The sequence below is a fragment of the Lapidilactobacillus bayanensis genome, assembly GCF_003946695.1.
In the GTDB taxonomy this organism is placed as follows: Bacteria; Bacillota; Bacilli; order Lactobacillales; family Lactobacillaceae; genus Lapidilactobacillus; species Lapidilactobacillus bayanensis.
This window is the reverse complement of record NZ_RHOX01000016.1, coordinates 37,311-62,021: the sequence shown is the minus strand read 5'-3', so window position 1 is coordinate 62,021 and position 24,711 is coordinate 37,311. Positions and strand designations below refer to the sequence as shown.

Sequence of the window (24,711 nt, the reverse complement as noted above, 5' to 3'; positions counted from 1 at the left end):
CATCGTCATTCCTCCTGCTATCTTTTTCTATTATTCTACCTTATCTGATAGTAGATTTAAAACTTTGCAACAGAACCGTTTTTATTATGACAAAATCAACAGATTTCAATTACTATGAAGCCGATAGCGTATATGGAGCCTTGTTTTTCCAGTTCCCTAAGGTATTAATGTATGGCGAGCAATACAAACATTTAAGTAGTGACGCCAAATTGGCTTATATGGTACTGAAAGATCGGCTAGAGTACTCTTTGCGCGACAGCTGGGTTGATGAGGAAAATCACGTCTACTTTATTTTTACCAATCAAGAACTCGAAAATTTATTTAATTGCCATAATCAAAAAGTCGTCAAAATTAAAAAAGAACTCGAATCCGCTCATTTGCTGATGCAAAAACAACTGGGCTTTAACCCAAAAACAAAAAAGAATGAACCGAATCGCTTATATCTGTCCAAGCTCGATGTGAAAGCAACTGATGTCTATTTACGTGGTGAAGATAGCCCAAAAGTGTCTCAAACCCTTGCTATAAGCGGAAATGTGAAAATCACACACAATCTATATAAAGACTTTAAAAACATAGATACTAATGGATACAATATAGATACTCAAAAGTTGGACTTTTCCACAGCCAATTTCTCACCAGCAGAAATTGAAAAATAAAACAAGGATTTGGTGAACCATGCTAATGACTTCTTAACTGATGAAGACAGTGGCTTACCAGTTTTCTTAGAACCCGAAGCTGTTCAACTACTTAGCTTTTGGTGCCGAACCCCACAACAAATGCGCCGTTTCATTGGCATTATCTTAAATGCTAAGTATCGAGTTGAAAAGGACCACAAAGATATTGGCGTTCTAATCCCACTTGACGACGAAGAACTTAAACCTTTGATGACTAAAGCACTAAGACGCTACTTTAACGCCCTAAGAAGCAATGAAAAGCACATTAAAAACGTGGAGAACTACTTGTATGGCACCATGCAAAACTTATTTGGCGTTTGGTGGAATAAACAAGCGGCTAGAGAATATGCGGCCAAACACCCCGAAGAAGAAAAATCGGCCGACAACGATAACAGTGGGTTGTACTACTAGTCCTAAAAAGGCTACAAAATCCTTTCTAAGCGATTTTAAGACTTACTAACCTATTTATACTTAAGTTAGATTTAAATGGCTTAAACATAAGAATAGGGGCTTTTAAATGAGTGTCAGAGCTAACCAGGCTAACCAGATCAAAAGTTCAGCCTTTAGATCAACGCCAAGCTCAAGTGATTTGAGGCCAAGGCTTTATCTATTGATAAGGTATTCAAAAGGTAGTATAATGGTAGTAGTAAAAGAAAGAGATGAGACAATCATGGCAGTTAAGGAAAAGAAACGGGTCCAAGTCAAGATTGATAAAGATTTGGCCGATGATACCGAAGCAATTTTAAGCGAATTGGGCTTAAATCCAACCACGGCCATTAACATGTTTTACAAGCGGATTGTTGCTAATGGTGCTTTACCTTTTAATGCGTCTTTAAGCGAAGAAGAAAGAGCTAATTTACGCTTTTTAAAGGCGACCGAAGGGACACCAGTCACCGAGTTCAAAGACGCTAAAGAGGTCGCTGATTGGCTCAACGATCCAGATGAGGACTAATGACTTAGTCAGCCTATACGTTAGTTTTGTAGAAACTAACGGTGGCAAGTCTCGGCCAGTTTTAATTCGTCGGGTATCAGAACAGAAGGTCGAGGCTTTTAAAATTACTAGTCAGTATGAAAAGAAGTCGGCTTATATCAAGCAACAATATTATCCGATTCAAGATTGGCAATCCGCTGGGTTGAAGAAACCTTCCTGGGTCGATCTTGGTAATATTTATCGCTTTACCAAAGCCGGTTTAAACTTTAAAGAAATCGGTCATTTAAGTAAGCTAGATCAAAATAAAATTTCAGATTTTACGCTTGACCTAGAATCAAAAAGAAGAGGTAAGGGTCAAAAGATAATTCAACAGCGATCAAGTAAAAGGAAGCACAAAGAAAGTAAAGCGGAGCTTACACAAAGAATTCAAAAACAGTTAAAAGACTTTGCTAAACACAATCCAGAAATTAAGCCAAAAAATAATCCTGAAAATAAAAACGATCGGCCTAGTTATTAGGTTGATCGTTTTTTAATTTATCCGGTTTATGGGCGTTGACATAGTCAGCGAATGTTTTTAAAAGTTCTTCGGTTTGTTCGACCGAGAGGTTATTAGCTTGAAAGTACTTTTCTAATAAAGCCCCTTTTTGAATTAATCGGCGAGAACGGGCTTTGCGGGCTTGCCGATTTTCATAGTATTTAGATTGCCGTAATTTAAAATCTTCTCGTTCAATTTTTTGTTTTAAACGCGCTTGCTGCTCGACTAGTTTTTCATATTGATTAGACATGGAATTTCCCCATCTCGTATGACTAATGATCTACGGAATTTACCTTTAAAAATTCAGAAAATTGCTTGGCTAAAAGCTTAATCTGATCGTTAGACAAATTAGCATAATCTAAATTGGCTTGACTGATGATTTGTTTACCTAGACGTTGTTCAATCTTATTTTTTTCAACTTTAATCTTTTGATTAAGCTGTTTTAATTTAGCTTCTTGTTTTTCTAAGTTGCTTTGAGACATAACGATCCCTCCAATCATATTAAAAATAATCACCGAAACTATATCATACAGAGAATGTTAAGTCAAAGGATAAAAGTTGAAATAGCGAAGCGGAAGGCATACACTAAAAGTAAATTCAGGAGAATCAGCAGACCGAGTGAAAAGAGGTCAATGCGCACTTACACCCCACCAAATTCTTGTGGGGTTAATCGTGATAAAATCCTGTATTAGAAGTCGCCGATGGCGACAACAAAGTCAAAACCCATATAATCAAAGGAAGGTGGTGACTGACATGGCAATCTTTCATATGAGTTTTAGTAATATTAGTGCTGGTAAAGGACGAAGTGCGATTGCCAGTGCCGCTTATCGAAGTGGTGAAAAGCTATTTGATGATAAGGAAGGTCGCCACTATTTTTATGCCCGATCGATCATGCCAGAAAGCTTTATTTTGACGCCAAAAAATTCACCTGAATGGGCGAGTGATCGAGAGCAGTTGTGGAATGAAGTTGAAAAGAAAGATCGTAAATCAAACTCACGGTATGCAAAAGAGTTTAATGTGGCTTTACCGGTAGAATTAAGTGAATCCGAACAGAAAGAATTACTGACAAAATATGTGCAAGAAAATTTTGTTGATGAGGGCATGGTAGCCGACGTGGCAATTCATCGCGACCACCCAGATAATCCGCACGCTCATGTGATGTTAACTAATCGGCCGTTTAATTCAGATGGAACATGGGGAATTAAGAGCAAAAAGCAATATATTTTAGATGATAATGGCAACAAAACATATACCGGAACTAGCAAGTACCCTAAGAGTAGAAAGATACTGATGGTCGATTGGGATAAAAAAGAAAAAATAACTGAATGGCGGCACAATTGGGCGGCAAGTGTAAATCAGGCTTTAGAGCAAAAAAACATTCCTGATCGGATCAGTGAAAAATTATTTGTGGAACAGGGAATAGCTGACACACCAATGCAACACGAGGGAATCAATAGCAAACGGCATGAAAGAAAGGCATTTAATCAACAAGTTAAGAACTATCGTAAGTCCAAAGCTGGCTATAAAAATATGCAGGAGAAAGTAGTTAATCGAGGCCACTTGGATAGCCTAAGTAAACACTTCTCGTTTAACGAGAAAAAAGTGGTCAAAGAGTTAAGCCACGAACTGAAAACTTATATTAGTTTGGAAAGTTTAGATGATAAGCGGCGCATGCTATTTAATTGGAAAAACAGTACCTTAATTAAGCACGCTGTTGGTGAAGATATCACTAAGCAATTATTGACGATTAACCAACAAGAAAGTTCACTAAAAAAAGCAGATGAACTCTTAAATAAAGTAGTTGATCGCACGACTAAAAAACTTTATCCAGAGCTTGATTTTGAACAGACAACCGCGGCTGAACGACGTGAATTGATTAAAGAAACTAATAGTGAACAAACGATTTTCAAAGGCAGTGAATTAAACGAACGTTTAATGAATATTCGTGATGATTTATTGGTCCGACAATTATTGACCTTTACCAAACGGCCATACGTTGGCTGGAAGATATTAATGCAACAAGAAAAGGAAGTCAAAATCGAGCTTAAATATACGCTGATGATTCATGATGATAGCTTAGAAAGTCTAGAACACGTTGATCAAGGTCTACTAGAAAAGTATTCACCAACCGAGCAGCAAACGATTACGAGAGCCGTCAAAGACCTACGGACAATCATGGCAGTTAAGCAAGTCATTCAAACGCAATACCATGAAGTATTGAAAAGAGCCTTTCCCAATGGTGATTTAGATGAACTACCAATGATTAAACTGGAACAGGCCTATACAGCAGTGATGTACTATGATCCAGCTTTAAAGCCGTGCAAGGTTGAAACAATCGCACAGTGGCAGGAAAACCCACCGAGGGTTTTCAGTACCCAAGAACATCAACAAGGACTAGCTTATTTATCGGGACAGCTTAGCTTAGATCGGCTAGAGAATCATCACTTACAACGGGTTTTAAAGCATGACGGCACTAAACAACTCTTTTTGGGTGAATGCAAAGCCGATCCGACGATTAAGACCAGCCAGATTGAAAAACTCCAAAAACAGTTAACAGAGCAACAAGATAAAGACGATCAATACCGAAAAGCAAATATCGGGCATTATCAACCATTGAACTACAAACCAGTTAGCCCAAACTATTACTTAAAGAAAGCCTTTAGTGACGCTATCATGACCGTTTTATATGCTCGTAATGAAGATTACCAACGGCAAAAGCAAGCACGCAGCTTAAAAGAGACCGAGTGGGAAATGACGAAAAAGCAACGGCAACATCAAACCCGCAATCGGCATGAAGATGATGGTATGCACTTGTAATCTAAAAGTAAAATTAAAAGTGCATTAACGTGCTCATTTAATGGTAAAATGAATCCATAATATAGGGAAAGGAGTATTCACATGTGACGAAGAAACAGGAATGGTTTAGCTTAGCTCAAGCTAGTCTCAAGCTTGAACGAGGTAGTACGTACGTGAGTGTTTGGTTAAGACGACACCCTAACGCGCTACCAAGTGAAATGCTCATGGAAACGGGCAAAGTTAAATTAATATCTGAAGATGGCATTGAATGGATTAAAAACCACATAAAAAAAGAGGGCGTCCTCGTAAGCAGTGAAGTTGCTAACGAGGATCAGCACCTAGAAGTTACGATTCTGGGTGTCACCCTACTAATAATCCATTTTACCGGGCGGGTTAGGGGAAAGCTAGTTGTTTAGCGACCCTAATGCGCTTTTTTTGAGGAGGTGATTTAATGAAAGTAGAAAGCTGGCAAGGCATTAATGGCAAGTTACTACATGATAACCAAAAGGCGATTATGGTTGATGACGACCAAGCACTAACTGACCAGAAGCAGCTACAAGCGATATTAGATCAAGACGGTCAGCCAATCGATGAAGTTCGGCAAGCAATGATTAAGAAGACCGTTAAACGCCAGTTAAAGACTGAACCATTAAAACTTAGCGGCTGGTTTAATCGCCATCAAGACAGTCAAAATGCTAAAAAGGCCGAAAAATTGGTCAGTGATAAACCGACCCATCAATATAAGCAAATTAAAAACGAAATGACCTTTTTTGGTGAGAGTTTCCTGGAAGGCTTCTTAGGTTTCTATGGTTTGAAAGTTGATAACGCCTTAGGCCGTTACGAACATAATTTGCATGTTTTAGAGACCCAAGAGCTAGGTCAGTCAGAAAAGGAGTATTACTTAGCCACTAGCGAAAATGGTCGCGTTAAATTAGCCACCGACCCATTACCGAGCCAGCAAATTGCCGAGGAACAATTGGATAAGTTCTACCAGCGGGAACCCGAGCAAACCCAGGCAGAACAAGTTCAATTACGGTCATCAGAAGACGAGGGAAAGGAGGAATAACATGAAGTTCAGCAAAGTAAAAGCGTTAGCCACTACTGGAGCTACTGCAATTTACTTGGGATTGATGAACGCCCAGGTCGTCTTTGCCGCAGACGGTGGCGAAGTTAAAAGCAAGCTAACCAGCGCTGGTAAGACGATTCAAGGTATTTTAACTGGCTTGGTCGTTTTAGTTGGGATTTGTGTCGCGCTATTTATTATTATCAAAAGAATGCCTGACGCAGACGATCCACGAGAGAAATCAGAGGTTTATCACGCGGTTGGTCGGGTGGCTGGTTTAGTGGCCCTAGCGGCAGCAATTATCTGGCTATTACCTTGGGTTTACAGCCTATTCACTTAATTTAAAAAGGAGCCTGCCAAATGAAGAAAGGAAAAGAATTTATCTTCCCAGAAAACGTGGATAAAGATTACGGGATCTGGAAAGACTACACCTTGAAGGATTTTGGCTATGCGGCGCTGGCAGGACTAGTGGGCTTGATTTTTATTGCAATCCCACCCTATGGCCTGATTTTAGTCCTGATAAAAATAGTGATTGTTGTCTTAGCCATGACGATTGTCATGGCTATTTTAACAATTCGGCCAGTTGCGGCGCGGAAAAATATTAAAGTGCGGGATAACTTTAATCTTAAACGTCGCTATGCCAATAGCCAAAAATTGTTTTATTTAAAACCGAAGAAGCGAGGTGAACTAAATGCGTTTGAAGAAGAGCAAAACCGCCAATAAATCAACCAAGCTAGATTGGGATTACCAACCGCCTAAAATCAATGGCGGTAAAGAGACCATTGATGACATGAGCTTGGTGGTGGGTATGTATGGCAATTACGAAGTTACCAAAACGGGTAATCTCGTTGGCATTTTGGAAGTTAGTGGGATCAACCTTGATCTACTTAATGAAACCGAACAGCAAGACGTTTTTGAGGACTATGGCGCCTTTCTCATGAGTACGTTGGGTGAAGGCGTTGATGACACGCTACAGTTCTTAGAGCCGACGATTCCCGTCAATATGACAGCTTATCTCAATGGTCTCAAACGGCGGTATCTCACTTTACAAAAAGATCACCCCGAGCAACAGTTCAAAATCCAATTAATGGCCAGTTATTTGGATCGCTTTACTAAAGTCCAGGAATCCAAAAATATGACGACTAAGCAACATCTGCTAATCGTTAAGGTGCCAATTAAGGACAAAAGTGTTAAGAGCTTAAACCTAGCGGTCAGTCATTTAGACGAAAAGATCGAACAGGTTAAACGGGATATTGAAAATGCGTTAACGGACTTTGATGTAACCGCCAAAGTGTTGACTAGTCAAGAAGTCCAAGAGATTTTAAAGAACTTAATCAATTTCAATGGATAGGAGGCAACAGTATGAGTTTTGGCGATAAGGTCATTGATTTGTTCATGCCAACCAAGAAAGAAAGTCAGCAAAATAGTGAACCAGCGGTTAATAAACAAAAACCGGAGGTTGAAGACTTTACCAAGCTGATTGATCGCGATAGCTTGCATTCACTATTCCCGTTTAGCTGGGAACAATACCCCACCTATGTCCAGTCGGGTGAGAATTTTATTCGGGTACTAGCGATTGCTGACTATCCCAAGCGAGTTTACAGCAACTGGTTATCGGAGTTAAAGCGCAAAAAAGGCGTTATCGATATTGTGCAATATATCGACAGCGCCAGTAACAATTCAATGATTACCTATTACAAGAAGACGATTCAAAATAAGGAAGCGCAGAAGCTCAATACGTTCGACCCGTATAAAAAGAAGATTCTGCAAAACTACATTGATTCGGCCAACATGCAACTAGATAAATACCTTGATAATTCTACCACATTTGTCTACCAACATATGCTGGTTTATCTGCGGGCCAACAGTTTAGCAGAACTAGACGACTTAACCGAAAACGTTAAGAATACGTTGATTAAGCTACAGATGAAACCGCTAGTACCCGTTAAAGCAACCTTTCAAGCATTTTGGTCAACCATGCCAATTAACGAGAACCTCATGGGGGATTACACGTACAAAGAAAGTAATACCGAAGTTGCCAGCAGCATGTTTCCCTTTGACGACGCGGAAATTTTGGACTTGAAGCCTAGAAGCGATATTGAAGGGGTTAACAAAGATACCAACAGCTTAATTGCCGTGGATATGTTGGATCGCAACAAGACCCTGAACCAGAATATGGTTGTTATTGGTACTTCCGGTGTGGGTAAAACAACCTACATGATCCAGAAGATTCTAAGATATGCCATTCAAGATTATCAGCTTTACATTATTGATCCAGAAAATGAATATACCAAGATTGTTGAAGCCCTGGGTGGGGCAGTCTTGCACCTAACCTCGAATGCTAAGTACAAAATTAACCCGCTCCAAATTTTCTCCGAAGAAATCCTAAGCGCCGATGAGGCGGTCACGAACCTTGATTTACTAGTTAAAGATAAAATCCAGCGATTAAAGGGATTCTTTGAAGTCCTTAAAACCGGGATTACCCAAGTTGAGCTGGCAATTCTTGATGATGTCGTTAAACAGGCCTACGTCAACAGTGGTGTTTTGAAGTACAGTCGCTTAAAAGAGATTAAAGACGATCAGTGGCCGACCTTATCCAATGTTTATGACGAGTTGGAAAAACTGGCTGATAAAGACGAAGACAAATTCAATCGGGTTAAAGACTTCTACTACATCTTAGGCAGTTATACCCATGGTTCTAACAGCCTATTTGACGGCCATACCAACGTCAACCTAAAGGGGAAAATCATTTCTTTTGATCTAAAACCACTACAAAGTGAACAGGAAGTCCAATCAGCGGCTTATCTGAATACTTTTCAATACCTGTGGGACGAAATTACCAAAGATCGGCATAGCCGCAAGAAATTGTTTGTTGATGAATTTCACTTTTTAACCTTGCATAAAGCGGCCGCCACCTTTTTCCACCAAGCATACAAGCGGTTTAGAAAGTACAATGCCGGAGCCATTGCCGGAACGCAGCAAATTCAAGATGTGATCGAAGGCACGACAGATACTGGGCAGAATATTGGGGAAGCCATTATTGGGAACTCCTATACCAAGGTGTTCTTTGGCCTTGATGGTAAAGGTGTCGATGATGTCATTACTAAGTTAAGAATGACGTTCTCGGATAAAGAAAAGAAGCTACTAGAACGTCGTAGGCAAGGCGAAGCCTTGATGATTTACGGAAGCCAACGCGCCTTTATGAAAGTCGAGTTGACCGAAGAAGAATTGCGGTTAATTGATCCCAAAGCTTACCAAGAAAAATACAACCGTGAGACAACCATTCAACCGGATTATCAAAAGCGCGTGGTGTTGACGCCAAGTGAAATTGATGCCTTGACCACTACCGAAGAGGAAGGAGGGACTTTAAATGAGTAAATCAAATCAGCTATTAAATATCGAGGTCGGCACATTCAAGCGGCAGGGGAACAAGTTAATTCTCGAACTCAATCACAATCAATTTCGATACGACCAGTTGAGTGAGCTAAACGAATTAAAGCAAGCTGATTCCAATTTCTTACAGTTGGTTAACGTAGTTGAGCAAGACCAGAAGGTTGTTTTAACTTATACCTTGCCGGATAAGGTCAGATCATTAAAGGACTTGCCACATGAAAATAAGGCAATCCGGTCAGCGATTGCCAAGGAAATCATGACGCAAAAGGTGGTTAACGATAGCCAGTATCACGTTGCGTTGAACCCAGCTAACCTGTGGTATTACCCAATGCAACATGTTTGGTACGCCTACCGGGCCAATGAACTCATGCCTTATGATGACAAGCATAGCAATTTAGCCAAATACAAAGCGCTGATTCTATTTTGCTTGACGGGGACGCCCTATGAACGGCTACTAAGCAATCCCCAAGAAGCCTTGGCCAAACACCCGGATGACTATTTACAACAAGTAGCTAAAGCTACGTCGTTAAATGAGTTAACGGAAGTGGTTAACGGCATTGAGGACTTTGTGAGCTATCACGAATGGCAGGCAGTTGAAACGGCCCAGCAGAAAACCAAACAACGTTTATGGTTGAGTATGGCCGGGGTGGCGATTGTGGCCGTTTTGGCCGTCGGCTTAGTCCATAAAAGTGATGAACGGCAATATCAAAGCTTAGCTAACCAGAACCAAGCCCAGGTCACGCGATTAAAATATAGCGGTCAAATTCAAACCGCTTTAAATGATCATAAGTGGTCGGAAGCGCAACAAGATATGAAACGGGCCGGCTATCCTTCAACTAAGCAAGTCAGCATCTTTTTAAAGCATGGTCAGTACCAGCAAGCCTTGAAGGTTGACCCAAGCCAATTGAATAAGGTTGTCAATGCAGCTTATGACAATAAAGATAGCAGTCAAGTGGCTGATTGGCAGTTGCCAACTAAGGCGACAAGCAAGCAAAAAGACCAACTATCGCTGGAAAAGGCCATCGTTAACTACGATACCAATACGCTTAATAACCAATTATCCTTTACGACGAACGCTGATGTTTTATTGAGAATGGGGCAAGCTTTCCTAGCCCATAACGACACACAAGATGCCCAGACCGTCCAAACCAAATTAGCTGGCGTGAACAGTCCTAAAGCTAAGTATTTAAAAGCCCTGTTAAGTCTCAATGCCGCTAAGAACGAAGTTAGCGATGCGCAAAAGAAGTTAGATGACGCCAACAAGATTGATGGTAGTAAAGATAAGGATAAAGACAAGAAGGTGGATTCAGCCAAGTCTGATTTAAAGAATGCCCAAAACGATCAGCAAGCGGCCCAAAAAAAGGTCGATCAGGCTAAGCACAAAGTAGGTGATTAAATGCAGGTATTGTCATTTGAATATAAGAAAAGGGAATGGAAGTTGATTGCTTATATTGTGGGTGGCACCATTCTGCTAATCATCTTGCTAATCGCCGTGTTTACTGGTCAATTGCAAGAAAACAGTTGTGATAATTCAACGACCACAGAAACGCAATTAGATAGTAAGAGCATGAAGGAAAATGCCAAAAACATTTATGCGCACTGGAAGCAAAAGTATGGTGCCACCCCACAAGCGGCCGCCGGTATCTTGGGAGTCTTACAACTAGAAAGTCGCCTTGATCCCAAGTCCGTTAATTCTAGTTCCGGGGCCACGGGCTTAGCCCAGTGGATAGGTGGTCGAAAAGATAAACTGGAAGATTTAGCCCATAAAGAAAATAAACCAGCGACCAATCTCGGGGTACAGTTGGATTATCTCGACCAAGAATTGAACAGTAGTTACTATGCGTCAAACAAGCAGATTTTTAAATATACGGACGTGCATAAAGCGACCAAAGCCTGGTTAATGGATTACGAGGGTATGAGTAAGAACCCGGAACAATGGTATTTAAGCCAAAGATACGGTTATGCCGATCATTGGTATTCCGTGTTGGGTGCAAGTGATCCCGTGGCCGGTAATACGTTAGATAATGCAAGTTCCGGCGATCTGACCGAACTAGGTTGTGATAGTGACCCGAGCTATTCCGGTGGCAGCATTGTTAAAAACGCGGAAAGTATGAAGGGCGACTTTTATTATGTTCAAACTCACCCTAGCCCCGATTTAGGTAGCAATTTAAAGAATCCTAACAAAACCGGTGGAACCGATTGTTCAGGCTTTGTCTGGTTAGCGCTTAATAAAGCTGGTTACAAGGTACCGGCCAACATGGGCTGGTTTACCGGCACGATGGCTAGTGACGCCAAAGGCAGCCATCAATACTTGAAACAGATCAGTGAAACTGACGCGAAAGCCGGTGATATTGTGATCGTTAATCAAGGCGTGGGAGCTGGAAACGACGGCCATACTGCCATTCTACTAGGCAAATGGCAAGGAAAAGCCACTAAGATCATTGAGCAAGGTGGTACGGGTGACAAAGTTAACGAAAGCACTTTTGGGACCGCTTTTTATAGCTTACTAAATGGTGGTGATGTAACGTTAGCCCGGCCGATCAAGAAGTAAGGAGGGAAAACAAATGAAGCGGAGCATGGTTTTAAGTGTGGTGATTGGCAGCTTGATCTTAGTTATGTCGTTAGGGGCAAATACCTATCAACATAGCCAAATTAAGCAGGCACAACAACAGATCAGTCGCTTACAACAGCAGAAGCGACAAGTTAGCCGGCAATTAACCAAAACTAATCAACAAAAGCAGTTATTGAGCGCTCAAATTGACAGTTATAAGATCTACCAAAATAATAAAGACAAAAGTCAGGCTGAACTGAGCTTTAATACGGTGGTCACCAAGTTCTTTGAGGTCATGAATAACTTTAAGCCCAAGACCTACGGTCAGCGTAAAGATGGCGTTAAAGACTTAATTTCTGACAAGTTATACCAGCAATACTTTTCAAATAAAGGCACGTATGGTGATAGCAATAGTGTTTCAGCCAAGTTGAACCAACTGAACCTGTATACGCAAAGCAAGCAAGGCCAAAATATGAAAGGCTTGGCCGTCGTCAGTTATGAGAGTAAGAGTGGTGACAACGACTGGCAAAAGGCGACGGTGCTTTATCAAGTGACTTTCGATACCACCACGAATCGAATCACCGCAGTCCAAAACTTAGGCAGTAGTTTTAAAGCCAGTGACCTTAATTAAGCGGGTTGGTAAGTCCCTAGCGGTAATCGTGGTGGTTTTAGCCGTTAGTGGTTTTATTGGTCATCGATATGTCAATCACGTGGAAAAACAGCAACCAGTTGTGACGCTAGCTAAGCATGCTAACAAAGTCCTGTTCTTTTACCGTGATGATTGCCCAGATTGCCAATCAATCTTTCATCATATTTATTGGCATAACGTCATCAGTCGCAACATCATTTTTATCAACATGAATCAGCCAAAGAATCGGCATTACATTCAGCAATATCAATTAACGTCAGTCCCAACCTTGATCCATGGCAAGCAACGGTACACCGGCACTAACCAAAAAAGGATTAAACAGATAGTAGGTGATTAGATGAAAGACAAATTATTAAACAGCATTAAAGCTAGTTGGCCGTATTTACTAACACTAATCATTGGCTTGTATTTAGCGGAGATTTTAGCTGGCTCTGTCATGGCCTTGTCGCGCTATAAACTAACTTTTGTGGATTATATGCCAACGGTGTTAAAACAATTAGCTTTACACCCCTGGCATTATTACAACTTGTATTTGGGCCAAAAGAACCCAGTACTAATTATTGTCAGTGTCGCCGTGATCCTATACACCATCTATTTTGCCTTGAAACGAAATAGCAAACATAAAGCGTGGGAAACTGCGGACACTGAAACCCACGGGAGTGCGACCTGGGGTGATCTAAAAGAGTTGAGTGACCATTACTTTAGTATCACTGCTAAAGACCTCACCACAGCGTTTAACAAGAGTACCAAGGCCGAAATTCTCAAATCATTAGTGGATCGAGAAAAGTCAGCGAAGGGAGGAGATTAACATGAATGGCACCATTTTAGGGATCGTGGCTAAACAGATTGTTTACCAGAACAACAGTACCAAGCCGAATCGAAATATCTTCGTGGTTGGGGGCCCGGGGTCATATAAGACCCAGTCAGTCGTCATTACCAACCTATTTAACGAGACGGAGAACAGCATTGTGGTAACTGACCCGAAAGGTGAATTATACGAAAAGACGGCCGGTATCAAACTAGCCCAGGGTTATCAAGTGCATGTCGTCAACTTTGCCAACATGGCGCACAGTGATCGCTACAATCCTTTTGATTATATTCAACGGGATATTCAAGCTGAAACCGTCGCCACGAAGATCGTTCAGAGTGAAAATGCCGAAGGCAAAAAAGACGTATGGTTCAGTACCCAGCGGCAACTTTTGAAGGCACTAATCCTGTTTGTTATGAACCACCGCGCGCCCGACCAAAGGAACTTGGCCGGTGTAACGCAAGTCTTACAAGAAAACGATGTGGAGGCCGAGGAAAAGGGCGCAGATAGTCCGTTAGACACCCTGTTTCTTGATCTAACCATGACTGATCCAGCGAGACGCGCTTATGAGTTAGGGTTCAAAAAGGCCAAAGGCGAAATGAAGGCCAGTATTATTGAAAGCTTGTTGGCGACCATCTCGAAGTTCATTGACAAAGAAGTGGCTGATTTTACCAGCTTTTCGGATTTTGATTTAAAAGAGATTGGCAACGACAAAGTTGTGCTGTACGTGATTATCCCCGTCATGGATAACACTTATGAAAGCTTCATCAATCTGTTTTTCTCACAATTGTTTGACGAATTATACAAATTAGCCGCCGATCATCACGCTAAATTGCCTCACCAAGTCGACTTTATCCTTGATGAATTTGTCAATTTAGGGAAGTTTCCCAAGTACGAAGAATTTCTAGCAACGTGCCGGGGGTACGGTATTGGCGTGACGACCATTTGTCAGACCTTAACCCAGCTACAAGCCTTGTATGGCAAGGATAAAGCCGAGAGTATCTTAGGTAATCACGCGGTTAAAATTTGCTTAAATGCCGCTAATGATGTGACCGCTAAATACTTTAGTGATCTGTTAGGTAAATCGACCGTAAAAGTTGAAACCGGTAGTGAGAGTACCAGTCACAGCAAGGAAGAAAGCCACAGCAAGAGCGATAGTTACAGCTATACGAGCCGTTCGCTCATGACACCCGATGAAATTATGCGTATGCCCGAAGATCAGAGCTTATTAATTTTTAGTAATGCGCGACCAGTCAAAGCGACAAAAGCGTTCCAATTTAAACTATTTCCAGGAGCCGATCATTTGGTTAACTTGTCACAGAACGATTATCAAGGCCAACCAGAAGCCAGTCAAGAAACCAACTTTAAGAATAAAGTAGAAAAATGGAAAGCAAAATTAAAGGAGACTGCTCAAAAAGAAGTCGCAAACAAGATGTCTCAGAAAGAGGAGGAGCAACAACAGGACAACCTAGACAGCGATTTAGAGAGAGTTTCAAATAAAGATAGTCAAACAGAGGCGCCAAAAGAAGACGACAACAACCTACTTGGATAATGGAGGGTATATTAATGAAAAAATATCGCAAATATATAATCGCCGTGATGACAGTGTTACTGATTGCTGTTGGTCTAACCGCTTGTGGGAAGTCTACAGCACAAGATTTGCAAAGTAATAAATGGTATCTCAACCAAAAAGGACAAAGCTACAAAACCCAATTTAATAAAAAAACAATGATTATTGAAAGCCCCTTGATGAATGTAAATGCCAATTATTCAGTCGGTAATTCTTCTGGTAAAGAATATTTAAAAGTAAATACTGATGACGAGAAGAATCAAAAATTTGAATTAACTAAAATTAGCGATGGTTATAAAGCTAAAGCAATAAATAAAACTGCCAAAGCAGATGACGGATTAGGAAGCTTTGAATTGCAAAAAAGGAAGTGATAGATATGTTTGTTTTAGGTGATATTTCAGGACTGGTTCAGGGAGCGATTGCTAAGTTTTTTGAATGGGCACTGTCTGGTTTGTTGGACGGCTTATTCAACATCTGTAAGGCAATCATTGACCAAGCCAATCAAAGCTTGCCAATTGTTAAAACGTGGTATGCCATCTTCCTGTCCTTTGCGACATCGTTAGTCGTTGTGGTCGTACTTGGCCGCATTGTGATGACAATTCTAAAAGAGGCAGACGAAAGTACCGACGTCACTTGGGCTAATATCATCATGGACGGGATTAAATCAGCGGCCGTGATTCCAGTTTTCGTGTTCTTACAGGGCTTTATTCAAGGGTCAATTACCTTACCCCTGTTAAAGTATATGTTTAGTTCTGATCAGAAATTCACTGCTAAATCGATTACCGGCATGAATAAAGTACCTGGGCTAAAAGATGTTGGCATTTCGCTACCCTTGCAGATTTTGTTTCTGCTAATCTTCACTGTCGTAACCGTCGTTTTCTTTATCAAAATGTGTGTGTTTGTGGCTGATATGGCTTGGTATAACCTGACAATTCCTTTAGCTGCAATGAGCATGGCGACTGAGAGCTTTGACTACAGTGGCACGTGGTGGAAGAAGTATATTTATTACAATGCCTCCATTATTAGCCAAGTGCTTTGTATGTCATTATCAGTATGGTGTTTTACTAATATGGCTAAATACGGGTTTATTGCGTTTATTGCTTCCATTGGATTTGGCTTTCTGGTTGTCAAAACACCTGACGCCGTTAAAGATTTCTGGGCTTCAACCGGTGTGACTAAGAGTGCTGGTATGGGTGCCATGAGAATTTTTCAAAATTATTTTCGTAACCGTTAAGGGAGGTTCGCGTCATGAAAAAAATCTGGCACTGGTTACTTGAAAAAATTAAAAAAGATATGCAAACTGACCCTTTCACGATACCGCCAAGACGCACAAAACTGTCTTACTATTTCGATAGTTTTGCAAGTATTATCTTCTATTTAATGGGCCTATATCTCATGTTAATAGACTTGTATCATGAACTGTTTACTTCTGATAAGACCGATTTTGTTGGTACAGCACTGATGGCATTTATCTTAATATTTGGTGGGTTATTATTCCGCTGGTCGGCGTATACGGATATTAGGGCCATTAATCGCTACCGACAATATTTGAAGCAACAAGTCATCAATCAGCGGCAAGCATTACGCTGGCAAGAATGGTTAAAGTCGGCTGAACAAGGCAAAACAGAATTAGATCAAAAATTGAATCACAAGGAGTGAACGAACATGACCACTGTTATCTTAGCTGAAAAACCTAGTCAAGCCCGTTCATACGTCCAAGCCTTTCAAAAGAGCACAAAAAAACAGGGTTACTATACGGTTAGCGACCCTATTTTGCCCGAGAATACGCTTGTCACGTATGGTCTCGGACACTTAGTTGAACTAGCCACACCGGATAAATATGATCAGAAATATCAGCAATGGGCCTTATCTAATTTACCGATTTTCCCCGACAAATACAAGTTTGAAGTGTCAGCTAGTAAAAAAGCCCAATTCAAGGTCGTTAAAGACCTGTTAACGAAAGCCGATACCATTATTGTGGCCACCGATAGTGGTCGAGAAGGGTCAAATATCGCGTGGTCGATCATGAACCAAGCGCATATTGATGTTAAGTCGAAAACGATTAAGCGCCTTTGGTTGAATAGCCTAGAAAAAGACGCGATTATTACCGGCTTCAAAAATCTTGGTGATTGGCACAAAGACTATTTGGCTTATAAAGAAGCCCAAACCCGTCAAATTAGTGACTGGTTAATTGGTATGAATGGCAGTCCCTTATATACTTTGTTATTAAGACAAAACGGGGTACGCGGGGTGTATTCGATTGGTCGAGTACAGACGCCAACCTTATATATGGTCTATCAAAGAGACCAGGCAATCAAAAACTTTAAGCCGGAACCCTATTTTGAACTAAATGCGGAAATTTTAACCAATCAGCAAAAATTCACCGCAAAATTAGAACCCTATCAGCGTTTTAAAGACGAAGCAGGTCTAATGACATTCATGCAAGCTAAACGCGTTCAGAAAGGCTCACAGAGCGGTTTAATCAAGGACGTCCAAAAACAGGCTAAAAAGAGTGCTAGTCCACAGTTGTTTTCGCTATCCAGTCTGCAAAGTGCGATGAATAAACGGTATCATGCCAGTGCCAGCCAAACCTTAGCGGCTATTCAAAGTTTATATGAAGCCAAGTTGTTGAGTTATCCCCGAACGGATTGTGCTTATATCACTAATGAAGAATTTGAGTATTTAGTGGCTAATCTGACGAAGTATCTGGGTTTGGTCTCTAAGCCAGTCGCTTTAACCAATACCACTCCGAACAAACGCTATGTTGATGGGAAAAAAGTTGAAGAACACTATGCCATTATTATGACTAAAGTCGTGCCGACGAAAGAGAAACTAGCCAGCTTGCCTAAATTACAGCAACAAGTCTATGACCTGGTTTTAAGGACGACGTTAGCGATGTTTGCTGATCCTTACGAATATGAAGAAACCACCATTGTTACCCAAGTCGGCGATGCTAATTTTAAAGCAACCGGTAAGGTCCCAACTAAGCAAGGTTGGCAAGCATTATTTGATGAAAACAAAGCCGACCAGCAAGAAGCAGCCACCCTACCGATCGTTCACCAAGGCGACCAAGTTCAAGCAAATCTGCAAACACCGCAAAAAGAAACGACACCACCGGTGCCCTTTACCGAAGGGACATTAATCACAGCCATGAAGACGGCCGGTAAAACACTTGATGATGAAGAAGCCCAAGCGATTCTTAAAGATGTGCAAGGCATTGGAACGAGTGCAACCCGGGCAAATGTGCTGGAAGTGTTAAAGAAGCGCGGCTATTTAGTTACTGAAAAGAACAAGCTCCACGTCAGTGAAGCGGGAACTACTTTATGTAAAGCGGTCGAACTCGAACCCTTGCTAACTAGCCCAGAGATGACAGCAAAATGGGAGCAAGCGTTACAACAAATCAGTACCGAAGAACGCACCCCGGATAACTTTTTGAACCAAATCAAAAAGTTCGTGGAAAAATTGATTGCTGATGTTCCCACGCAATTGACTGGCAGTGCAGCCATTAAGCAACAAATCGATCACCAACAGCAAGCGCAAAAAGCCGCCGAAGTATTCTTAGAAACACCGCAAGCGACCGTTTTAAATAAACAGAAGTTTTACATTGTGAAGCCCAAGCAAGGTGAAGATTTTACCTTACCTAAGAAATGGAGTAGCAAGACGCTCGGGAAGACCGCAATTAAAGCGTTAGTTACCAAGGGTGAAACCAGCAAATTAAAGGGTTTCAAGAGTAAAAAGGGGAAGTCATTTGACGCTAAGTTAAAGCTTGACGGCCATAAATTAAGTTTTGATTTTGATTAGAACCTGCCTACCGCCCTGCACTACGTTCCGGTTGGTGAACCCGTCATTTAGGTTCACTTTTACAACCCTAAAAGTAAACCCAAACAACGGGTGAGATTAGCAAAGCAAAGGAGATCATAGAATGAACAACGAATTAGCAGTTTTAGCCAGTGAATTACCCGTTTTGCAAGCTAAAGGAACCTACAAGTATTTAAAAGAAATCACTGGTAACGGCGCTTATTATCAAGTAGCCTGGCAAAAATTAGCTGATGGCTACATCGCCCTTTATGGCACGACCCCGATTCAAATCAACGTAGCCCCTATATTGAATGATATTTTTGAAGATGAGGAGGGGTAGACAATGCCGAGTAAAGCAGACGTTAAAGCCTGGAAAGCACAATTAGTCGCCCAAGCCGAACAGCAAATCCTAAAATTAACTGATAGTGACCAATTTAAAAAGTATCTCAATACCCTGGCTAAATTTCATCATTATAGCGCCAGAAACATTGATTTGATTTATGCGCAAAATCCGCAAGCGACCCAAGTCGCGGGATTTAAGCAATGGCAAACAGATTTTAACCGCACCGTTAATAAGGGCGCTAAATCCATTCGAATTGCGGCACCGATTATTAAGAAATTAACGCCCGCTAATCAAAAGCGACTTGACACCACCGATGAGCGGGCCATTGTCGGTTATCGTTATCTACCCGTCTTTGATGTGGCACAAACTAGCGGTGAACCAGTGTTAAGTGCTAAAGACTTTGTCAAAGAAAATTTAGCCGATCATCAGAATGTGACAAGCTTATATAACGCGTTCAAAGATTATTTAAATCAACAAACCGACCTTAAAGTCAGCGAAGTGCCTTTAGCGTCGCTAAATGGGGCTAAAGGGTATTTTCAACCCAGCACTAATGAAATCGTCATTGGTGGCGATGAGCCCGACAATGCTTTGAAACTAAAGACGTTATATCACGAATATGCGCATAGCCAGCTACACGGCTTAAAATCAGCCTTTAAAGATCGGCCACGAGCCTATCAGGAAACCCAAGCCGAAGCGGTTGCGTATGTTGCCATGCAAAATATTGGCGTTGATACCAGCAACTACTCACTCGGTTACGTGGCCACCTGGGCTAAAGATAAAGCCGTGATCCATAGTGCTTTAAGTGAGATCCAGCAAGTGAGCAACAAAGTGATTGAACTTAGCGATGGCTTAACCAAACAATTAGGCTTACAAGAAGCCCCAAAAGAGCCTGCGCATGATCTAAAAAAGCTATCAGCCTATGATCTTAATAAGTCCTATCAAGGCTTGCAACAACAAGTTCAGCAAACGACTAATTCACAACAAAAAGCACAATTTAAAAACCAGTTACATGAGATACACGAAGAAATCAGTGAGCGAACGCAAAAGCAGCTACAAGCATTTGCTAAACAGAATCCGGAAATCAAACAACCCGATTCGAGACCAGATCAAAGTCTGAGGTGTTAGTCAGCCCTTAATAAGGATGCTATAATAGAAAAAAATACAGAAAAGCTTGTTTTGTGATAGCTATAAAATTATGTAAATGTAAAAAGTAGTTCGCATAGAATATATAGCTTAAGTCGAATTACCTTTTTTGCATATCAACCTGATACACTTAATGATAATAGGCCTAATACCATGACTGAATAATAGTTAAAAATGTTTTTCTTAATCTTTTGACGGTAAATTGACAACTGGTTTAGTTTGATAAAGTGTTGTCGTATCAGTGATATTAGTATCGTACACCTACTTTTTGTTAGTGGGTTCTTAAAGTAACAAACTAATTTTAGAAAATCAGTTATTAGTTAATTAAGGGGGTTCTCATGGCTAACAGATCGTATGGATGGATACAGAATCCAGGAAAGTTTGATAACTTGCAACATGTAGTTCAGATATTAGATTCAAATTCTATACAGTATAAGTTATTAAGGGACAAGCTAGTTCCTGAACTAATTTTTTTCAAGGATATTAAAAGTGAATTGTTGTCTAAATTACAAGCTAACATAAGCACATTTACATATTCAGAACTTGTTGGAAGCGCAAAAGATAAGTATGGAAATTCAGTAAGTAGTTCCGGTGTTGGTCGGAAGGGGGCAATGGCAGATGGACTTATCCAAGTAACAATACCTTCGCAAAACAAATCAAAGCCTTGGACCGATAATTGGACTTCAGATGGATACTTACGTTGGGCCGTGTCTTTAAATTTTGCAAGGCCTGACGAAAGATCAAGTGAATTTGAAATTACTCAATTGGGAGCTTTGTTTTCAAAAGCTCATACTGAAAAAGAGAGAGATACCATTTTGGCACGGGCATTTCTCTCCTATCCCCCTGCAACCAGAATATTATCCATACTGTCTCAGAATATAGATCATTCATTATCTAAATTTCAATTGGGACATAAGCTTGGTTTTTATGGAGAACCTGGGTTTACATCATATTCAAATAAATTGATGCAACAATATCTAAAGTCGGCTCAAGAAAAAAAAGAAATTTCTAAGATAAAGTCAGATATTGAGGGTACTAGTGATAAGTATGCTCGTATGATTTCTAAGTGGCTATCTAAAGTTGGATATGTAGAAATTCATGGAACTAAGATCAGAAATGACTATGGCGAAATAATATCTGGCTTTCCAACGTACTCAATAACTGGTAAGGGATTGCATGCCTTAAACCAATCGATTGGAAAGTCAAAAAACAATCGTGTTTCAAAGTTTGTTAGGTGGGAGTTTTTTGCAACTACAGGTAAAAACAGGGACTATTTGAGGTTTAGAAGAGCAAAAATTATTAAGATATTGATGCACACGCCTCGAAAATCACTGCAGGCATTAATGGCCAATTTGAAAGCAGCAGGTATTAATGATTCAATTAATGTAATTAAAAATGATGTTTTAGGTTTGTCAAATTGTGGTATACGGGTATCTATAGATGGAAACTATATTGAGTTAAAAGATAAAATTCAAGATTTTTCAATTCCAACATTGAACATTAATAATGTACTGAAAGATAAACATTTAGAGAAAATAAAAGAAAAGTTTTTGGAAAATACATCATTAGATCCGCGTTTTATTTCTTTGATTGAAATATCTCGAGATAAAAAACAAAACCGAGCTTTTGAAATAATTACAGCTGAGCTATTTAATACATCATATAACTTGTCTGCAATACATTTAGGTGGTGGAAGGCGACCAGACGTATTGGTATACAATGATAACTTTGGAATTATTGTTGATACTAAGGCTTATAAAGACGGTTACGGCAGGAATGTAAACCAAGAAGACGAAATGGTTCGTTATATTACAGAAAATAATATTAGAAAACAGGATATCAGCAAAAATAATTGGTGGAAGTACTTTAGTAAGTCAATTCCAAGTACATCTTATTATCATTTATGGATAAGCAGTGAGTTTGTTGGGATGTTTTCAGATCAGCTCAGAGAAACTAGTAGTAGAACTGGAGAAAATGGTGGGGCAATGAATGTTGAGCAGTTATTAATCGGTGCTAACCAGGTTCTCAATAATGTTCTTGATCCCAATCGTTTACCTGAATATATGAAGAACCAAGAAATTATATTTGGAACTTTATGAAATATCGAGTTAGATGAAATGGAGTACCCGAAATTTTTGGGGATACCCCATTTTTTACGTCCTTTATTTTTAGAAGGCATAGATAATAATAATTGTTTGTGCTAGAATGTTAATCAACAAGGATGTAATAGGATGTGATTATTTGAGATTTATCGGAAGCAAGGCTCATATTTTAAATGATATTAATGAAATCTTGGAACCACATTTGGATGGCACTGAACATACATTTGTGGATTTGTTTGCTGGCTCAAATGTTGTTGGTCAGTTCTTTAAGCCTAAATTCTCCATTATTAGTAATGACACCATGAGTTTTTCAAATGTTATTGCGAAAGCTACTATTGAATTAAATACACCACCGACATTTAATAAGCTTAGATCCGCAGGAATAAATAATCCATTTCAATACTTTCAATCTGTAGATGTTAATAAATACTCAGGGGATTTTGTAACAGAAAACTATTCTCCTGCAGGAACTGCCAAGAGAATGTACTTTACTATTGATAATGCTAAAAGAATTGATTTTGCCAGAACTACCATTGAAATGTGGAAATGCAAAAAATTAATTAATTGTGGTGAATATTATTATTTGTTAGATGCTCTTATTCAGGGGATACCTTTTGTATCTAATACAACTGGAACTTATGGAGCATACTTAAAGCACTGGGACAAACGAGCATATAAACCATTAGAATTGATACCTAGCGAAATTATAGATAATGGTCAAAATAACAAAGCATATAGGGAAGATGCACTAAAATTAAAAGAATCGTTATCCGGTGATATTGTATACATTGATACGCCATATAATTCAAGACAGTATATTCCAAATTATCATGTATTAGAAACAATTGCTAGGTGGGATTATCCTAAGTTGCATGGAGTAACTGGTCAACGGGATACGAGTCGAGAAAAGTCCAGCTTTGCAATGAAATCAAAAGCAAAAGAGGCTATGAAAGAATTGTTTAGTTCTCTTAAATTCAAACATGTCGTTGTTAGTTATTCAACTGATGGTATTGTTCCAGAAAACGAATTAATTGATATATTAAGAGAAAACTCTATAGATAAGGAGGTTGAGGTGAAACGAATCCCCTACAGAAAATATAAATCAAAAAAAGTAAATCCTGATACATCTGTCGAGGAATTATTATTTTATTTTAAGTCCAAAGATTCTATTAAATATGTCGAAGCCAAACATAACCCTACTATTTACAACCACTCTAGTATCAGTAAAATTAGAAAACGTGGGGCAGCGGGATTTATTAAGAGTCCATTGAATTACATCGGTGGTAAATATAAACTACTTCCTCAAATTTTTCCATTATTGCCCCAAAATATTGATACATTTTTAGACTTATTTAGTGGTGGTGGAAATGTTGGGATAAATATTAATGCTAACCATATTCAATTTAATGATATAAACACAAAAATAAATTCATTATTCCGCTATTTTCAAGGGAAAAACCCGGAGGAGTTGATAACTAAGATTAACAGACGCATCACCGAATATGGACTCAGTAAAACAAATCAAGCGGGATTTCTAAAATTTAGAAGGGACTATAATAATAATCCGAATCCATTAGATCTGTACGTTCTGGTTGCATATAGCTTTAACTATCAATTTAGATTTAATAACAATATGGAATATAATAATCCATTTGGGAAAAACAGAAGTCATTTTTCTGAGCGAATGGCCGATAACCTAAGGAGATTTGTAATTCATCTGAATGAGATTGATGCCGTGTTTACTGATAATTATTTTACAGAAGTAGATACTAGTCAGTTGACCCAAAAATCTTTTGTTTATGCTGATCCCCCTTACTTAATAACCACTGGGTCATACAACGATGGCAATAGAGGGTTTGTGAATTGGACAGAAAAGCAAGAAAATGAACTATATAAATTTCTAGATAATTTGAATTTGCGTGGTATATCATTTGCATTATCCAACGTGATGTTACACAAGGGAAAAAGAAATGCTATGTTATGCGAATGGTCGCAGAACTATAATATCCATTACTTGAATTATAGCTATAAAAACGCTTCCCATAATACTAAACATTCAGGTAGTCTGGAAGTACTAATTACTAATTATTGATTTCAAACTGAAAATTAGAATATCGATGCAAGTTGAGGCTGGGTAAAAATTAATGATCTTTTACCCAGCCTCAACTTGCATCTTCGATTTTTATATTCCAAAATCTAAAAAGTACACTTTCCACTAAGAAATGATACGAAAAACGGCCATCGAACCAACTGTTAATTTTTGACAACATTCTCAGAGCCCCAATGCCATTTTCTTCATTCTTGTATTCTGTCTTTATTATCCCATTACCTCTGTAGTATTATGCATGAACGTTA

Annotated in this window: 25 protein-coding genes and 1 pseudogene; 24 read left to right on the top strand and 2 right to left on the bottom strand. The window is 39.6% G+C overall.

Going from position 1 to position 24,711, the window contains the following annotated elements:
* The first annotated feature begins 86 nt into the window (after nt 1-86).
* The 3 genes and pseudogenes from EKM65_RS07480 to EKM65_RS11265 all read left to right on the top strand — a co-directional run bounded on the left by EKM65_RS07480 (nt 87) and on the right by EKM65_RS11265 (nt 2,122).
* Nucleotides 87-1,085: pseudogene (locus EKM65_RS07480) on the top strand (replication initiator protein A).
* Between the two features lie 259 nt (nt 1,086-1,344).
* Nucleotides 1,345-1,626, top strand: coding sequence for a type II toxin-antitoxin system RelB/DinJ family antitoxin (locus EKM65_RS07475; protein WP_014564139.1), 282 nt, complete (start codon nt 1,345-1,347; stop codon nt 1,624-1,626).
* A complete protein-coding gene (locus tag EKM65_RS11265; protein WP_164506860.1) occupies nt 1,616-2,122 on the top strand; it encodes a hypothetical protein in 507 nt (168 codons plus the stop codon). Before EKM65_RS07475 ends, EKM65_RS11265 begins: the two co-directional genes overlap by 11 nt.
* Here EKM65_RS11265 and EKM65_RS07465 read toward each other — a convergent pair.
* Both EKM65_RS07465 and EKM65_RS07460 read right to left on the bottom strand, forming a co-directional pair.
* On the bottom strand, nt 2,112-2,390 hold the full coding sequence (locus EKM65_RS07465; protein ID WP_003646133.1) for a hypothetical protein: 279 nt from the start codon (nt 2,388-2,390) through the stop codon (nt 2,112-2,114). The genes EKM65_RS11265 and EKM65_RS07465 overlap by 11 nt on opposite strands.
* Nucleotides 2,391-2,412: 22 nt before the next feature.
* On the bottom strand, nt 2,413-2,622 hold the full coding sequence (locus EKM65_RS07460; RefSeq protein ID WP_125607157.1) for a hypothetical protein: 210 nt from the start codon (nt 2,620-2,622) through the stop codon (nt 2,413-2,415).
* A 271-nt stretch (nt 2,623-2,893) separates the two neighbouring features.
* Between EKM65_RS07460 and mobQ the strand changes: the two genes are divergently transcribed.
* The 21 genes from mobQ (at nt 2,894) to EKM65_RS07355 (ending at nt 24,448) form a co-directional block, all read left to right on the top strand.
* Entirely contained in the window at nt 2,894-4,957 is a 2,064-nt protein-coding gene (mobQ, locus tag EKM65_RS07455; protein WP_125607155.1) for a MobQ family relaxase, read from the top strand.
* 83 nt (nt 4,958-5,040) lie between these two features.
* Nucleotides 5,041-5,352 carry a hypothetical protein gene (locus EKM65_RS07450; protein ID WP_025085230.1) on the top strand — a complete coding sequence of 104 codons (312 nt, stop codon included), beginning with the start codon at nt 5,041-5,043 and terminating at the stop codon, nt 5,350-5,352.
* A gap of 35 nt (nt 5,353-5,387) precedes the next feature.
* Nucleotides 5,388-6,002: a hypothetical protein gene (locus tag EKM65_RS07445; RefSeq protein WP_125607153.1), complete on the top strand. Its 615-nt coding sequence runs from the start codon at nt 5,388-5,390 to the stop codon at nt 6,000-6,002.
* Between the two features lies 1 nt (nt 6,003).
* A complete protein-coding gene (locus tag EKM65_RS07440) occupies nt 6,004-6,339 on the top strand; it encodes a CagC family type IV secretion system protein (protein ID WP_008212306.1) in 336 nt (111 codons plus the stop codon).
* Between the two features lie 20 nt (nt 6,340-6,359).
* Nucleotides 6,360-6,722, top strand: coding sequence for a hypothetical protein (locus tag EKM65_RS07435; protein WP_003660301.1), 363 nt, complete (start codon nt 6,360-6,362; stop codon nt 6,720-6,722).
* Nucleotides 6,691-7,350 (top strand): TrsD/TraD family conjugative transfer protein, encoded by a 660-nt coding sequence (trsD, locus tag EKM65_RS07430; RefSeq protein WP_125607151.1) that lies wholly within the window; start codon nt 6,691-6,693, stop codon nt 7,348-7,350. The genes EKM65_RS07435 and trsD overlap by 32 nt, the downstream gene beginning before the upstream one ends.
* Before the next feature lie 11 nt (nt 7,351-7,361).
* A complete protein-coding gene (locus EKM65_RS07425; RefSeq protein ID WP_125607149.1) occupies nt 7,362-9,377 on the top strand; it encodes a VirB4 family type IV secretion system protein in 2,016 nt (671 codons plus the stop codon).
* Nucleotides 9,370-10,788: a type VII secretion protein EssB/YukC gene (locus EKM65_RS07420; RefSeq protein WP_125607147.1), complete on the top strand. Its 1,419-nt coding sequence runs from the start codon at nt 9,370-9,372 to the stop codon at nt 10,786-10,788. The genes EKM65_RS07425 and EKM65_RS07420 overlap by 8 nt, the downstream gene beginning before the upstream one ends.
* Nucleotides 10,789-11,943 (top strand): phage tail tip lysozyme, encoded by a 1,155-nt coding sequence (locus tag EKM65_RS07415; RefSeq protein WP_125607145.1) that lies wholly within the window; start codon nt 10,789-10,791, stop codon nt 11,941-11,943.
* 13 nt (nt 11,944-11,956) lie between these two features.
* Nucleotides 11,957-12,574: a hypothetical protein gene (locus EKM65_RS07410; RefSeq protein ID WP_125607143.1), complete on the top strand. Its 618-nt coding sequence runs from the start codon at nt 11,957-11,959 to the stop codon at nt 12,572-12,574.
* The gene (locus tag EKM65_RS07405; RefSeq protein ID WP_125607141.1) at nt 12,561-12,929 is read left to right on the top strand and encodes a thioredoxin family protein; all 369 of its coding nucleotides are present in this window, start codon (nt 12,561-12,563) and stop codon (nt 12,927-12,929) included. The genes EKM65_RS07410 and EKM65_RS07405 overlap by 14 nt, the downstream gene beginning before the upstream one ends.
* The gene (locus EKM65_RS07400) at nt 12,930-13,400 is read left to right on the top strand and encodes a conjugal transfer protein (RefSeq protein WP_125607139.1); all 471 of its coding nucleotides are present in this window, start codon (nt 12,930-12,932) and stop codon (nt 13,398-13,400) included. It abuts the gene before it with no gap.
* 1 nt (nt 13,401) lies between these two features.
* Nucleotides 13,402-14,952, top strand: coding sequence for a VirD4-like conjugal transfer protein, CD1115 family (locus tag EKM65_RS07395; protein WP_125607137.1), 1,551 nt, complete (start codon nt 13,402-13,404; stop codon nt 14,950-14,952).
* A gap of 14 nt (nt 14,953-14,966) precedes the next feature.
* Nucleotides 14,967-15,341 carry a hypothetical protein gene (locus EKM65_RS07390; RefSeq protein WP_125607135.1) on the top strand — a complete coding sequence of 125 codons (375 nt, stop codon included), beginning with the start codon at nt 14,967-14,969 and terminating at the stop codon, nt 15,339-15,341.
* 5 nt (nt 15,342-15,346) lie between these two features.
* Nucleotides 15,347-16,204: a conjugal transfer protein TrbL family protein gene (locus EKM65_RS07385; protein WP_125607133.1), complete on the top strand. Its 858-nt coding sequence runs from the start codon at nt 15,347-15,349 to the stop codon at nt 16,202-16,204.
* A gap of 14 nt (nt 16,205-16,218) precedes the next feature.
* On the top strand, nt 16,219-16,629 hold the full coding sequence (locus EKM65_RS07380; RefSeq protein WP_125607131.1) for a hypothetical protein: 411 nt from the start codon (nt 16,219-16,221) through the stop codon (nt 16,627-16,629).
* A 6-nt stretch (nt 16,630-16,635) separates the two neighbouring features.
* Nucleotides 16,636-18,771, top strand: a complete 2,136-nt coding sequence (gene topB, locus EKM65_RS07375) for a type IA DNA topoisomerase (protein ID WP_125607129.1) — start codon at nt 16,636-16,638, stop codon at nt 18,769-18,771.
* 121 nt (nt 18,772-18,892) lie between these two features.
* Nucleotides 18,893-19,108, top strand: coding sequence for a hypothetical protein (locus EKM65_RS07370; RefSeq protein ID WP_014564417.1), 216 nt, complete (start codon nt 18,893-18,895; stop codon nt 19,106-19,108).
* Nucleotides 19,109-19,111: 3 nt separating this feature from the next.
* Nucleotides 19,112-20,236, top strand: coding sequence for an ArdC-like ssDNA-binding domain-containing protein (locus tag EKM65_RS07365; protein ID WP_125607127.1), 1,125 nt, complete (start codon nt 19,112-19,114; stop codon nt 20,234-20,236).
* Between the two features lie 356 nt (nt 20,237-20,592).
* Nucleotides 20,593-22,353, top strand: coding sequence for a restriction endonuclease FokI C-terminal domain-containing protein (locus EKM65_RS07360; RefSeq protein ID WP_125607125.1), 1,761 nt, complete (start codon nt 20,593-20,595; stop codon nt 22,351-22,353).
* Nucleotides 22,354-22,495: 142 nt separating this feature from the next.
* Nucleotides 22,496-24,448, top strand: coding sequence for a Dam family site-specific DNA-(adenine-N6)-methyltransferase (locus tag EKM65_RS07355; RefSeq protein WP_125607123.1), 1,953 nt, complete (start codon nt 22,496-22,498; stop codon nt 24,446-24,448).
* The last annotated feature ends 263 nt before the right edge of the window (nt 24,449-24,711 follow it).